The 13277-nt window shown below is 72.7% G+C and carries 15 protein-coding genes; 13 read left to right on the forward strand and 2 right to left on the reverse strand.

Translation table 11 applies throughout. The features are described 5' to 3' along the window. Positions 1-41 precede the first annotated feature (41 nt). Both Ae150APs1_RS24055 and recR read left to right on the forward strand, forming a co-directional pair. Positions 42-356, forward strand: coding sequence for a YbaB/EbfC family nucleoid-associated protein (locus Ae150APs1_RS24055; RefSeq protein ID WP_010243985.1), 315 nt, complete (start codon positions 42-44; stop codon positions 354-356). Position 357: 1 nt separating this feature from the next. Further along, positions 358-975: a recombination mediator RecR gene (gene recR, locus Ae150APs1_RS24060; RefSeq protein WP_010243983.1), complete on the forward strand. Its 618-nt coding sequence runs from the start codon at positions 358-360 to the stop codon at positions 973-975. A 135-nt stretch (positions 976-1110) separates the two neighbouring features. On the opposite strand, the gene Ae150APs1_RS24065 is transcribed toward recR, so the two are convergent. Beyond that, the gene (locus Ae150APs1_RS24065) at positions 1111-1314 is read right to left on the reverse strand and encodes a hypothetical protein (protein ID WP_029240143.1); all 204 of its coding nucleotides are present in this window, start codon (positions 1312-1314) and stop codon (positions 1111-1113) included. A 287-nt stretch (positions 1315-1601) separates the two neighbouring features. Between Ae150APs1_RS24065 and Ae150APs1_RS24070 the strand changes: the two genes are divergently transcribed. The 10 genes from Ae150APs1_RS24070 to Ae150APs1_RS24115 all read left to right on the forward strand — a co-directional run bounded on the left by Ae150APs1_RS24070 (position 1602) and on the right by Ae150APs1_RS24115 (position 11826). Next, a complete protein-coding gene (locus Ae150APs1_RS24070; protein ID WP_075300474.1) occupies positions 1602-2498 on the forward strand; it encodes a helix-turn-helix transcriptional regulator in 897 nt (298 codons plus the stop codon). Between the two features lie 149 nt (positions 2499-2647). Further along, complete coding sequence (locus Ae150APs1_RS24075; RefSeq protein WP_170918125.1) at positions 2648-4303, forward strand: ABC transporter substrate-binding protein; 1656 nt, start codon at positions 2648-2650, stop codon at positions 4301-4303. 75 nt (positions 4304-4378) lie between these two features. Further along, on the forward strand, positions 4379-5383 hold the full coding sequence (locus tag Ae150APs1_RS24080) for an ABC transporter permease (RefSeq protein ID WP_010243975.1): 1005 nt from the start codon (positions 4379-4381) through the stop codon (positions 5381-5383). After that, positions 5380-6309, forward strand: a complete 930-nt coding sequence (locus tag Ae150APs1_RS24085) for an ABC transporter permease (RefSeq protein WP_075300476.1) — start codon at positions 5380-5382, stop codon at positions 6307-6309. The genes Ae150APs1_RS24080 and Ae150APs1_RS24085 overlap by 4 nt, the downstream gene beginning before the upstream one ends. Continuing rightward, complete coding sequence (locus Ae150APs1_RS24090; protein ID WP_075300478.1) at positions 6306-7292, forward strand: ABC transporter ATP-binding protein; 987 nt, start codon at positions 6306-6308, stop codon at positions 7290-7292. The genes Ae150APs1_RS24085 and Ae150APs1_RS24090 overlap by 4 nt, the downstream gene beginning before the upstream one ends. Further along, on the forward strand, positions 7289-8377 hold the full coding sequence (locus Ae150APs1_RS24095) for an oligopeptide/dipeptide ABC transporter ATP-binding protein (RefSeq protein WP_075300480.1): 1089 nt from the start codon (positions 7289-7291) through the stop codon (positions 8375-8377). The genes Ae150APs1_RS24090 and Ae150APs1_RS24095 overlap by 4 nt, the downstream gene beginning before the upstream one ends. Before the next feature lie 144 nt (positions 8378-8521). Continuing rightward, a complete protein-coding gene (locus Ae150APs1_RS24100) occupies positions 8522-9760 on the forward strand; it encodes a DDE-type integrase/transposase/recombinase (protein WP_249266236.1) in 1239 nt (412 codons plus the stop codon). Positions 9761-9846: 86 nt separating this feature from the next. After that, on the forward strand, positions 9847-10434 hold the full coding sequence (gene rsmD, locus Ae150APs1_RS24105) for a 16S rRNA (guanine(966)-N(2))-methyltransferase RsmD (protein WP_139317044.1): 588 nt from the start codon (positions 9847-9849) through the stop codon (positions 10432-10434). A gap of 41 nt (positions 10435-10475) precedes the next feature. Then, positions 10476-10961, forward strand: coding sequence for a pantetheine-phosphate adenylyltransferase (gene coaD, locus Ae150APs1_RS24110; RefSeq protein ID WP_010232325.1), 486 nt, complete (start codon positions 10476-10478; stop codon positions 10959-10961). Between the two features lie 109 nt (positions 10962-11070). Further along, the gene (locus tag Ae150APs1_RS24115) at positions 11071-11826 is read left to right on the forward strand and encodes a DivIVA domain-containing protein (RefSeq protein WP_010232326.1); all 756 of its coding nucleotides are present in this window, start codon (positions 11071-11073) and stop codon (positions 11824-11826) included. Positions 11827-11836: 10 nt separating this feature from the next. On the opposite strand, the gene Ae150APs1_RS24120 is transcribed toward Ae150APs1_RS24115, so the two are convergent. Beyond that, positions 11837-12337 carry a VOC family protein gene (locus tag Ae150APs1_RS24120; protein WP_075300482.1) on the reverse strand — a complete coding sequence of 167 codons (501 nt, stop codon included), beginning with the start codon at positions 12335-12337 and terminating at the stop codon, positions 11837-11839. A 79-nt stretch (positions 12338-12416) separates the two neighbouring features. Here Ae150APs1_RS24120 and Ae150APs1_RS24125 point away from each other — a divergent pair, with 79 nt between their 5' ends. Beyond that, complete coding sequence (locus tag Ae150APs1_RS24125) at positions 12417-13193, forward strand: helix-turn-helix domain-containing protein (protein ID WP_075300484.1); 777 nt, start codon at positions 12417-12419, stop codon at positions 13191-13193. The last annotated feature ends 84 nt before the right edge of the window (positions 13194-13277 follow it).

The raw sequence follows: 13277 nt of genomic DNA on the forward strand, positions 1-13277 counted from the left end.
CCGACAGCGAGGGATACGCCGTGCAACCCGGTCAGCCCGACATGCAGATGATCCTGCAGCAGGCCCAGAAGATGCAGCAGCAGCTGCAGCAGGCCCAGGCGGAGCTCGCCGAGGCGGAGGTGACCGGCCAGGCCGGCAACGGCCTCGTCGAGGTCACCGTCACCGCCGGCCTGGAGCCGCGCTCGGTCCGGATCGACCCGAAGGTCGTCGACCCGGACGACGTCGAGACCCTGCAGGACCTCGTCGCCGGCGCGATGTCCGACGCGGTCCGCCGCGCCCAGGAGCTGCAGCAGGAGAAGATGGGCCCGCTGGCCGGCGGCCTCGACATGGGCGGCCTGGGCCTCCCGGGCGCCTGAGGTGTTCGAAGGCCCCGTACAGGATCTGATCGACGAGCTCGGCCGCCTGCCGGGCGTCGGTCCGAAGAGCGCCCAGCGGATCGCGTTCCACCTGCTCGCGGCGGATCCGGCGGACATCGCCCGCCTCCAGGAGGTCCTGCAGACGGTCAAGCAGGGCGTCGCGTTCTGCGAGGTCTGCGGGAACGTCTCCTCCGACACCCGCTGCCGGTACTGCTCGGACGCCCGCCGTGACCCGGCGCTGCTGTGCGTGGTCGAGGAGCCCAAGGACGTCCTGGCCGTGGAGCGGACCCGCGAGTTCAAGGGGCGCTACCACGTGCTCGGTGGCGCGCTCGACCCGCTGGCCGGGGTCGGCCCGGACACGCTGCGGATCCGCGAGCTGCTCGCCCGGCTCGGTGGCACCGGCCCCGCGCAGGACGAGACGTCGATCTCCGAGGTCATCATCGCCACCGACCCGAACACCGAGGGCGAGGCGACGGCGACCTACCTGGTCCGGCTGCTCCGGGACTTCCCCGGGCTGACCGTCACCCGGCTGGCGTCGGGGCTGCCCATGGGCGGCGATCTCGAGTTCGCCGACGAGATGACCCTCGGCCGCGCGCTCGCCGGCCGTCGCGCGCTGTAGCTCCGGGACGGCCGGCCCCGGAACGGCGAACGGCCGGCCCCGTCCGGAACGGACGTGGACCGGCCACCCGGCGCAGCAACCCCCCGCCGCTGCGCCGTTCCTTCCTCCCGGGGCCTCGGGGCCCGGGTCGTGCTTCTAGTCGGTGTCCTCGTCGCCCCACGCGTCGACGTGGTGCGGGCTGCGGTGCAGCTGGCGCTGCCTGCGCTCCCACGCCCGCCGGCGTTCGGCCGCGATCCGGCGCCACGCCCCGTTCTGGCGGGACTCGGTCACCCCGATCACGATCGCCGTGATGACGACGACCGCCAGTCCGGAGAGGACCAGCGTGACCAGGGCGATCACGGCGACCACCGCCCGGTGCGGGTGCTCTGGTGCTTGCCGGTGTGCGGCACCTGTGCCTTGCGGATCATGTCGTTCTCCCTTCTGTTCTGCTCGTGGTGTGCGTCCCCCGGCAGTGCCGTGCGGTGTGCTGCCCGTCACGTCCGGGTACGTCCCAGGGTGCCGGATCCGGATGTGCCGTGCAATTGCAAAGCTGATGAAAATTGCACGACTCGGGAGATTGCACGGGGGATGTGGTTGCATGACCCGGGGTCCGCGGTCGGGCGGACCGGAGGCACCGGGAGGGCGGGGTGGAGCAGGAGCCGGTCGGTGCGCGGCGCCGCCTCGGTGCGGAGCTGCGCCGCCTGCGGGGCAACGCCGGGATGAAGCTCGACGACGTCGCCCGCGGCCTCGCCTGCTCGACCTCGAAGATCAGCAGGCTGGAGAACGGCAAGGGGGTGCCCCGCGCCGGTGACGTCGACGCGCTCCTCGCCCTCTACGGCGGCGTCGCCGAGGTCGAGGCGGACATGCTCCGGCGGCTCGTCACGCAGAGCCGGACCCGGGGGTGGTGGGAACCCTTCACCGAGGGGCTGCGCACCGATCGGTACGAGCTCCCCGCGCCGGGCCGGTACGCCGCCGTGGAGACCGATGCGGTCGGCGTCGACGCGTTCGACCTCTCGGTCCTGCACGGCCTGCTGCAGACGCCCGAGTACGCCCGCGCCGTTCTCCGCGCCCGGTTGCCCCGGCACGACGAGTGGGAGATCGACCAGCTGGTCCACCTGCGCCGCCGCCGGCACGAGGCGCTCACCGCCGACCCGCCGCTGCGGTTGCGCTCGGTGATCGACGAGTCGGTGCTCGCCCGGAGGACCGGCGGCCCGGAGGTGATGGCGGGGCAGCTGGACCGGCTCCTCGACCTCTCCCGGCTGCCGAACGTGATCCTGCTGGTCCTGCCGTTCTCGGCGGGCGTCCAGCGGGCGCACACCGGACGCGTCGCGGTGCTGGAGATCCCCGACGAGCTCGGGTCGGACCTCGTGCACACGGAGGGTCACACGGGAGAGGCGTTCCTCGACTCGCCGAAGGATCTCGACGCCTTCCGGCGGGTGCTCGCCGACGTGCGCCGGGACGCGCTCGAACCGGAGGCGTCCCGTGAGGTCGTCGCGGCGTACCGGGACCGGCACCGCGCCGCCGCGGGCACCGCCCCGGCGTAACGGGAACGGTACATCCGTCCCACTTCGTAGCCCTTTCGTGACGCGAAGGTCTACCGGCAGGTAACGGACCGCTATAGGTTCCCGGTTCATCCGGGTGTCACCGCGCAAACATCGTGGAGGCATGCCCCGGCTACCGAGTGGGGGAACTGATGCGAGCCAGACGGTGGATCACGGCGGCCACGGCCGGGCTGCTGGCACTGACGATGACGGCGTGCGCGGCCTCGGAGCGCGGCGGCTCCGGCGGTGAGGGCGGCGGGAACTTCGTCTTCGGTGCCGCCGGTGCGCCGAAGAACTTCGACCCGATCTGGAACGACGACGGCGAGAGCTTCCGCCCGGCGCGCCAGATGTTCGACACCCTGATCACCTACAAGCAGGGCACCACGGAGCTGGAGCCCGGCCTCGCGACGGCCTGGCAGTCGTCACCGGACGGGAAGACCTGGACGTTCACCCTGCGTGAGGGCGTCACCTTCCACGACGGCACACCGTTCGACGCCGCGGCCGTCTGCTTCAACTTCGACCGCTGGTACACCATGCAGGGCGCCGCCGCCCAGAGCCAGATGATCTACTACGGCGACGTCTTCGAGGGCTTCGCGAAGAACGAGGGCGACGCCTCCGGCGACCCCGTCTACAAGTCCTGCACCGCGGAGAACCCGACCACCGCGGTGCTGCAGCTGAACAAGTTCAAGGGCGCGTTCCCGGCCGCGTTCGGACTGACCTCGCTGTCGATCTCCAGCCCGACGGCGTTGCAGCAGTACGACGCCGACGCTGTCACCCAGAGCGGTGACTCCTTCACCTACCCGGCCTACGCGAACGAGCACCCGACCGGCACCGGGCCGTTCCGGTTCGAGAGCTACGACAAGGCCAACGGCACCATCACGCTCGCCCGCAACGACGACTACTGGGGCGAGAAGGCCAAGGTCGACAAGCTGATCTTCAAGGTCATCCCGGACGAGAACGCCCGCAAGCAGGAGCTCGCCGCGGGCACCATCGACGGCTACGACTACCCGAGTCCCGCCGACTACGGGACCTTGAAGGAGCAGGGCAACCAGATCCTGATCCGTGACCCGTTCTCGATCCTCTACGTCGGCATCAACACCAAGAACAACCCCGCCCTGAAGGACGTCCGGGTGCGGCAGGCGATCGCCTACGCCATCGACCGGGAGTCGCTGGTACGGACCAAGATGCCCGAGGGCTCGGCCGTCGCGCAGGAGTTCGTCCCGCCGACCGTCGCGGGCTACGCGCAGGACGTCACCCAGTACCCGTACGACCCGGAGAAGGCCAAGCAGCTGCTCGCCGAGGCAGGTGCGCAGAACCTGACCCTGAACTTCTACTACCCGACCGAGGTCACCCGGCCCTACATGCCGAACCCGGCCGACCTGTTCTCGGCGATGTCGGCGAACCTCCAGGCCGTGGGCATCACCGTGAACCCGGTCGCGCGGCCGTGGAACGGCGGCTACAAGGACGACGTCCAGAAGGCCGGCAAGCACGACCTCCACATGCTCGGCTGGACCGGCGACTACAACGACGCCGGCAACTTCGTCGGCACGTTCTTCGGCCGGGAGAAGGCGGAGTTCGGCCCGCAGGACCCGGCGATGTACGACGCGCTCGCCAAGGCCGACGCGATCCCGGACCCGGCCGGCCACGCCGCGGCGTACGAGCAGGTCAACTCCGACATCGTCGGGAAGTACCTCCCGGCCGTGCCGATCCTGACGACCGGTCCCGCGATCGTCGTGAAGGACAACGTCCAGGGCGTCGTCCCGTCCCCGCTGACCGACGAGCGCTTCTACACCGTCAGCAAGAACTGACCACGTCCTCCGCGCCGCGGCGACCCCGCGGCGCGGAGGGCCCGTGCCGTCCCCCACCACAGAGGACATCCACGCATGCTGCGCTTCGTCGCGCGCCGCCTGCTCCAGGTGATCCCCACGTTGCTGATCCTGTCCGTGCTGTTGTTCGCCTGGCTGCGCTCGCTGCCCGGCGGGCCGGCCACGGCGCTGCTCGGCGACAAGGCGACCCCGGAGTCGATCGCGGCGCTCAACCGCACCCTGGGCCTGGACCAGCCGATCTGGATCCAGTACTTCCGCTATCTCGGCCGCGCCGCCACCGGCGACTTCGGGGCGTCGCTGGTCAGCGGCGACCCGGTTCTCACCGAGCTGGGCCGGGCCCTGCCCGCCACCATCGAGCTCGGGGCCGCCGCGCTGCTGATCGCGGTGCTCGCCGGCATCCCGCTCGGCTACGTCGCGGCCCGCCACCGCGGACGGCCGTGGGACAACCTGACGATCCTGGCCACCCTGGTCGGCGTCGCCGTCCCGGTGTTCTTCCTCGGCTACGTGCTCAAGCAGGTGTTCGCCGTCGAGTTCGGGCTGCTCCCGCCGTCCGGGCGGCAGGCGGTCGACATCGACGCCACGCCGGTCACCGGGTTCGCGATCCTCGACGGGTTCCTGACCCGCGAGTTCGACGCGAGCTGGGACGCGATCGTGCACCTGGTGCTGCCCGCGCTGACGCTCGCGACGATCCCGCTCGCCGTGATCGTCCGCATCACCCGGGCGTCCGTGCTGGACGTGCTGGAGTCCGACTTCGTCCGCACCGCGAACGCGAAGGGCCTCGCCCCCGGCACGGTCCGTGGGCGGCACGTCCTGCGCAACGCCCTGCTGCCGGTGTCGACGACGATCGGTCTGCAGACCGGTCTGCTCCTCGCCGGTGCGGTGCTCACCGAGAAGGTCTTCAACTGGGGCGGGATCGGGACGTTGATCGCGGTCGGCATCGAGCGCCGCGACTACCCGCGGCTGCAGGCCGTCGTGCTGCTCGGCGCGCTGATCTACGTCCTGGTCAACCTGCTCGTCGACCTCTCGTACGCGCTGATCGACCCGAGGGTGAGGCTGCGATGAGCGCCCCGACCACCACCTGGGCGCAGCGCCGCCGCGAGAAGATCGACGACACGGCGGGCCGCAGTCTCGGCGCCGACGCGCTGCGCCGGCTGCGGCGCAGCCCCACGGCGATCACCGGGGCCGTCATCGTCGGGCTGTTCGTGCTCGTGTCCCTGTGCGCGCCGCTGATCGCGCCGCACGACCCGGGCCAGGCGTTCCCGGAGCTGCTCGACGAGCTGCGGCCCGGCTCGATCCCCGGCCCGCAGGAGGGCTTCCCGTTCGGCTCGGACCAGAACGGCCGCGACGAGTTCTCCCGGATGATCCTGGCCTCGCGGCAGACGCTGCTGGTCGGCGTGCTGGCGACGCTGTTCGGGCTGGCCGCCGGGGTCGTCGTCGGGGCGGTCGCGGGCGCCGTCGGCGGGTGGGTGGACACCGTGCTCATGCGGGTCACCGACGTGCTGCTGTCGATCCCGTCGCTGCTGCTCGCGATCTCGATCGCCGCGCTCGCCGCCCGGCCCAGCCAGACCACGGTGATCATCGCGGTGGCGCTGGTGAACGTTCCGATCTTCGCCCGGCTGCTGCGCGGCTCGATGCTCGCCCAGCGCGAGTCCGACCACGTCCTCGCGGCGACCGCGCTCGGCGTCCGGCGCCGGGCCGTCGTGCTGCGGCACATGCTGCCCAATGCGATCGGGCCGGTGATCGTCCAGGCCACGCTCACACTGGCCACCGCCATCCTGGACGCCGCCGCGCTGTCCTTCCTCGGCCTCGGCGACGCCGACCCGGCCCGTGCGGAGTGGGGGCTGATGCTCGCGTCGGCCCAGCCGTACCTGGACGTGCGGCCCGCACTGGCGTTCTACCCGGCGATCGCGATCATCATCGTCGCGCTCGGGTTCACGCTGCTCGGCGAGTCGCTGCGCGAGGCCCTCGACCCGAAGGGGCGCCGATGAACCCGCTGCTGTCCGTGGAGGACCTGTCCGTCCGGTTCGTGCGCAAGGGCGAGCCGACCGTCACGGCCGTCGACGGGGTGTCGTTCGACGTCCGTCCCGGCGAGGTCGTGGGGCTGGTCGGCGAGTCCGGCTGCGGCAAGTCCGTCACCTCGCTGGCGATCATGGGCCTGCTGCCGGGCCGCACCCCGCGGGTGTCCGGCCGGGTGACGCTCGACGGCGACCCGCCCGTCGACCTGCTCACCCTCTCCGACGCCGAGCTCCGGGAACGCCGGGGCCGCGACATCGGGATGGTGTTCCAGGACCCGCTGTCCTCGCTGAACCCGGTGGTGCCGGTCGGGGTGCAGATCACCGAGGCGCTGATCCGGCACCGGGGCATGTCGAAGGGGCAGGCCCGCGCCGAGGCGGTCTCGCTGCTGGACCGGGTGGGGATCCCCGACCCGGCACGGCGGCTGACCTCGTACCCGCACCAGATGTCGGGCGGGATGCGGCAGCGCGCGCTGATCGCGATCGCGCTCGCCTGCCGGCCGCGGCTGCTGATCGCGGACGAACCGACCACCGCCCTCGACGTCACCATCCAGGCGCAGATCCTGGAGCTGCTGCGCGAGCTCGTCGCGGAGACCGGGACCGCACTGGTGATGATCACGCACGACCTCGGGGTCGTCGCCGGGCTGTGCGACCGGGTCAACGTCCTCTACGGGGGACGGGTGGTGGAGCGGGCCGAGCGGCACGCCCTGTTCGCCCGCCCGCGCCACCCGTACACGTCGGGCCTGATCGGGTCGATCCCGCGGCTGGACTCGGACCCGGCCGACGAGCTGCCCGCCATCAGCGGGTCGGTGGCCGACAACCTCCCGTGGGACGACGCGTGCGCGTTCGCCCCACGGTGCCCGCGCGCGCTGGAGACCTGCACGTCCCGCACACCGGCGGCCGAGTCGGATCCCGACCGGCTGCTGCGGTGCCACAACCCGGTGGGAGCCGACGCATGACCGCGTTGCTGGATGTCGACGGCCTCGAGGTGCACTTCCCGATCACCCGTGGCGTGCTCGTGCAGCGCACGATCGGGCACGTCCGCGCGGTCGACGGCGTGGCCCTGCGGATCGAGCGCGGCGAGACCTACGGGCTCGTGGGGGAGTCGGGCTGCGGGAAGTCCACCCTCGGGCGGGCGATCCTGAAGCTGACCGAGCCGACCGCCGGGTCCGTGACGTTCGACGGCACCGACGTCGCGACGCTGTCGGGCGAGCCGTTGCGCCGGATGCGGCAGCGGTTCCAGATGGTGTTCCAGGATCCGCTGTCCAGCCTGGACCCGCGGCAGTCGGTCGGGTCGATGCTGCGTGAGGGCATGGCCGCGCACGGGCTCGGCGACGACCCGGAACGCCTGCGCGGGCTGATGACCGCCGTCGGGCTGCCCGCATCGGCGCTGGGCCGGTACCCGCACGAGTTCTCGGGCGGGCAGCGGCAGCGGATCGGGATCGCCCGGGCGCTGTGCGTGGAGCCGGACCTGATCGTCGCCGACGAGCCGGTCTCCGCGCTGGACGTCTCGGTGCAGGCCCAGGTGCTCAACCTGCTGCGCTCGCTGCAGCGCGAGCTCGGCCTGACCTACCTCGTGATCGCGCACGACCTCGCCGTCGTCCGGCACGTGTCGGACCGGGTCGGGGTGATGTACCTGGGCTCGATCGTGGAGGAGGCGCCGGCCGGCGCGCTGTACGACGAGCCGCTGCACCCCTACACCCGGGCGCTGCTCTCCGCGGTGCCGCAGCCCGACCCGTCCGCCGAGGACGGCCGGGAGCGGATCCTGCTCACCGGTGACCTGCCGTCACCGGCCGCACCGCCGGCGGGCTGCCGGTTCCACACCCGCTGCCCGTGGCGACAGGCCGACCGGTGCGACACCGAGCGGCCCGAGCTCCGGGAGATCGGGGCCGGGCACCGGGTGGCCTGCCACCACGCCGAGGCGATCCGGGACGGCCGGATCACCCCGCACCGGGTGGAGCCGGAGGAGACGGTCGCGGCCCCGGACACCGGTCCCGAGGTCCCGGAGCACACCTTCTCGATCACCGACGCCATGGGCCGCTGACGCGGCTCGTGAGTGGTTGTCGCGGTCAGGACCGCGTGCCTGTTCTCAGGACATCCGACACAGTTGATGTCTCGGCACATCGAGGACACTGAGTAGCCCGCTGGCCGGGTTGGTCGATCCTGGTGATCGGCCAGCCTGGTCCAGGTGGGTGGAACAGGGTTCGAGATGGATCCCGACCGCGTCGCGGCGGTCGCCCGGGCCGCCGCCGGGCAAGAGATCAACATCGCTCGGGTGTGCCGAGAACTCGGCGTGTCCCGGTCGGTGTTCTATCGCAAGCTGTCCCGTTTCCGAGACCAGGGCAGCACCGGTCTGGCACCGCGTTCACGTGCTCCGCACACCCGTCCCAGCGCGGTGGCCGAACACGTGGCCGAGGCGGTGGTGCGGGCCCGCAAAGAACTCGCCGACCAGGGCTGGGACCACGGAGCCCAGACCATCCGCTGGCGGCTGCTCGACGCGGCCCGCCCCGGCAGCAGCCCCGGCAGCGGCCCTGGCAGTAGCGGCGGCAGCGGCCCGGCACTCGAGCAGGCCGAGGTCCCGTCGCGGGCCACGATCCACCGGCTGCTGGCCGACCGCGGCCAGATCACCCCGCAACCACGTAAACGACCCCGCCGCAGCACGCACCGGTTCGTCCACCCGGCCCCGAACGCGGTCTGGCAGATCGACGGCGCCCGGACCGTACTGGCCGATGGCCGGCGCGCCACGGTGGTGCAGGTCATCGACGACCACTCCCGGCTCGACATCGCCTGCCACGCCGCGAGCAGCGAGAACGGCGAGGCCGCCTGGGCCGCGCTCAGCGCCGGCTTCGCCCGCTACGGCCACCCGGCCTGCGTGCTCTCCGACAACGGCACCGCCTTCTCCGGCCGGCGCCGCCAGTGGCCCCTGGTCGACCTCGAACGCCGCCTGGCCGCGCTGGGCATCACCACCATCGTGTCCTCGATCGGACACCCACAGACCTGCGGGAAGAACGAACGCGCCCACCAGACCCTGCAACGCTGGCTCGCCGCCCGACCCACCCCGGCCACCCTGACCGAACTCCAGAACCTGCTCGAGACCTACCGGCAGGGCTACAACCACCGCCGCCACCAAAGCCTCGACGGCGACACCCCGCACCAGCGTTTCCACACCCGCGAACCCGCCCGACCGGCCGGACCCGCACCCCGCATCGCCGGACACCTCACCCGCACCGTCTCCGAGACCGGAGTCATCAGCTTCTCCGGAACCTCGATCGGTCTGGGCCGCCGCCACGCCGGCACCACCGCGGAGGTGTTCTGGCAAGGCGACCGCGTCACCATCCTCATCGACGACGCGGTCGCCGCCAGCCTTACCCTCGATCGCAGCGTCCGCTACCAGCGGACCACCAGCAAACCGTCCACGATGTGCTGAGACAGATCTGTCTTAGATGTGCTGAGACACGACATTCGGTCAGGGCCGAGGCAACCACTCACGAGTGCCGGAGGCACCATGAACACGTGACGAGGGTGATCGCGGGGGCCGCGGGCGGGCGACGGCTGGACGTGCCGCCGTCGGGCACCCGGCCCACGTCCGACCGGGTGCGGGAGGCCCTCTTCTCCGCGCTCGACCACGATCCGGGGCTCGGCGGCGCGGCCGTCCTGGACGTCTGTGCCGGGTCCGGGGCGCTCGGGCTCGAGGCGCTGTCCCGCGGCGCGGCCGACGCGGTGTTCGTCGAGGCCGACAAGCGTGCGGCGGGGGTGCTGCGGCGCAACGTCGGGTCCGTCGGGCTCGGCGGCCGCGTCGTCGCCGGCCGGGCCGGGACCGTGCTCGCCGGGCCCGCACCGCGGACGTTCGACGTCGTGCTGTTCGACCCGCCCTACGCCGTCGGCGACGCCGAGATCGCCGGCTGGCTCACGGCCGCGGCGGGCAACGGCTGGCTCGCCGGCGACGCGGTGGTGGTCGTCGAGCGCGCCAAGGGTTCCGGCGACTTCGCCTGGCCCGCCGGGTTCGAGCCCGGACGGTCCCGCCGGTACGGCGACACCGTCCTGCACCACGCCCGGCACACCGGGGCCGTGTCGGATCCCGACGGTCCGCGGGCCCGGTAGGACGCCCGGAGCGATGATCACCGGCTGATAGGTTCCGCCGCATGTCGGTCGTGCGTCGTGCGGTGTGCCCCGGTTCCTACGACCCGCCGACGGTCGGTCACCTCGACGTGATCGCGCGGACCGCGGGACTGTTCGACGAGGTCTTCGTCGCGATCCTGGTCAACCCGCGCAAGCAGGGCATGTTCGAGGTCGACGAGCGGGTCGCGATGCTGGAGGAGATCACCTCCGACCTCCCCGGCGTGCGGGTCGAGTCGTTCTCCGGGCTCGTCGTCGACTACTGCCGCGAGCGGGGCGCCCAGGCACTGGTGAAGGGCCTCCGCGGCGCCACCGACTACGACTACGAGCTCCCGATGGCGCACATGAACCGGCACCTCACCGGCGTCGAGACGCTGTTCCTGCCCGGGGCGCCGGGCCAGGTCTACGTGTCGAGCTCGCTCGTCAAGGAGGTCGCCCGCGGCGGCGGCGACGTGACGCCGTTCCTGCCGCCGAGCATCCACGCCCGGCTGGTCGAGCGCCTGCAGGGTTGAGCCGCAGGGTTCGCGTTCACATGTGTGGGGGTCACCCGTCCGGAACTTGACACGCGGGAGTGGCCGGTAATAACGCCCGGTACAGGTCGGCGGTGCGATGATCCCTCGCGTGTACCGGGTCTTCGAGTCGCTGGACGCGCTGGTGACGATCGTCGAGGAGGCGCGCAGCGTCCCGATGACGTCCAACTGCGTCGTCCCGCGTGGCGACGTGCTGGAGCTCCTCGACGACGTGCGCGAGGCGATCCCCGGCGAGATGGACGACGCCCAGGACGTCCTCGACCGCCGCGACGAGGTCGTCTCCGAGGCCGAGCGGGAGGCCGAGGAGACCCGGTCCGCCGCGAACTCCGAGGCCGAGGAGACCCTGCAGAACGCGCGCACCGAGGCCGAGCGGCTCGTCGCCGAGGCCCAGGAGGAGGCCGCGCAGACCCTCGCCGAGGCCCGGCACGAGGCCGAACGCGCCGTCGCCGAGGGGCGCAGGCAGTACTCGGAGCTCACCGACCGGGCCCGCGACGAGGCCGAGCGGATGGGGCACGCCGGGCGGGCCGCGCACGACCGCCTCGTCGCCGACGGGCAGAACGAACAGACCCGGCTCCTGTCGCAGGCCGAGGTCGTCCGCGCCTCGCACGCCGAGGCCGGCCGCGTCGTCGACGCCGCCCACGCCGAGAGCGACCGGCTCCGCCGCGAGTGCGACGACTACGTCGACACCACCCTCGGCGAGCTGGAGACGACGCTGAACAACGCGCTCGGCGTCGTCGGGCGGGGCCGCAGCCAGCTCTGGCGCGGCGGGCAGTACGACCCCGGCTACGAGTCCGGTTACGCGCAGAACGGCGGCCGGTCCGGTACCGGGATGGATCTCATCGACTGAGCGGGCCGGCTCAGCCCTGGGCGGCCGCCCACTCCGCGACCCGGCGCTCGCTCTCGGCGGGCGAGAAGTCCTCCACCCGCGTCATCACGGCCCACCGCACGCCGTACGGGTCGACGACCGAGGCGAACAGGTCCCCGGACACGAAGGTCGTCAGCGGTTCCCGGATGGTCGACCCCGCCGCGGTCAGGACGGCGACGGCGGCCTCGGCGTCCGGCACGTAGACCGCGAGCGACAGGCTCACCGGCTGGTCGCCCGGCTCGGCGGAGACCAGGCCGTAGGACGGCATCGCGTCGCTGACGGTGAACCGCCCGGACGGCAGCGCCAGCTCGGCGTGCCCGATCAGCCCACCCATCTCCGTGATCGAGACGACCCGTGCGCCGAACGCCGCGGAGTACAGTTCGACCGCCTCGCGGGCAGGGGACGCCACCAGGTGCGGTGTCAGCGAGGTGTGCGAGTTCGGGCGGCCCTCGGTGGTGTGCTCGCCGGTGGCGGCGGTGGTGGTGTTCGTCATACGGACCAGCCTGCCGCCCGTACCCGCTGCGTGCTTGAAGATTCCCGACAGCGTCGGCGTCACGGGTGGGGAGGGGCGGATGGTCGAGTCGCGGGGACACCTGAACCCGGGCGCACCGGAGGTGGCGCTGTCCCGGTTCCCGGCCGGTCTCGACGCGCTCGTCCGCTGGGTCTGGGTCGCCCGCTGGACCGTGCCGCACGGCCGCACCGTGACCCAGCGGGTCCTGCAGTACCCGTCGTTCAACCTGGTCACCGGTCCGGTCGGGGCGTACCTGTACGGGCCGCGGACCGTCGTCGGCACCCGTGAGCTCGCCGGCCGTTCCTGGGTGGCCGGCGTGCTGCTCCGCCCGGCCGCGGCGCCGGTGCTCACCGCGACCGCGCCGGCCGCGCTGACCGGCGTCGAGGAGCCGTTCCCCGGCGCACCGGTCGCGGAGCTGACGGCCGCGGTCCACGGTTCCGAGCCGGACCGGGCGGTCGCCACCGTCGTGCGGGACTGGCTCGGGCCGTACGCGGACCGCGTCACCGACGCGGGGCTGCTGGTCAACCGGGCCTGCGCGCTCGCCGAGGAGCGGACCGACCTCGTCCGCGCCGACCAGCTCGCCGACGCGACCGGGGTCGCGCCGCGCACCCTCGAACGTCTGGTCCGCGCGCACGTCGGGCTGACCCCGCTGTGGCTGATCGACTGCCGGCGGCTGCAGTCGGCCGCGACCACGTTGCGCGAGGACCCCGGCGCGGACCTGGCCGCGCTGGCCGCCGACCTCGGGTACGCCGACCAGGCCCACTTCACCCGTCGCTACCGGGCCGTCGTCGGGGAGACGCCGGGCGCGACCCGGCGGGCCGCACGCGCGGCCGGCTGAGACCCGGCGAATCCGTCCCGCTGCGCCGAACGGCGTACTACTCTTCCGCTCCATGGCGCGCCGGCCCGAGCCCGATCCGACGAC

It is taken from the genome of Pseudonocardia sp. Ae150A_Ps1 (assembly GCF_001932315.1).
Lineage (GTDB): Bacteria > Actinomycetota > Actinomycetes > Mycobacteriales > Pseudonocardiaceae > Pseudonocardia.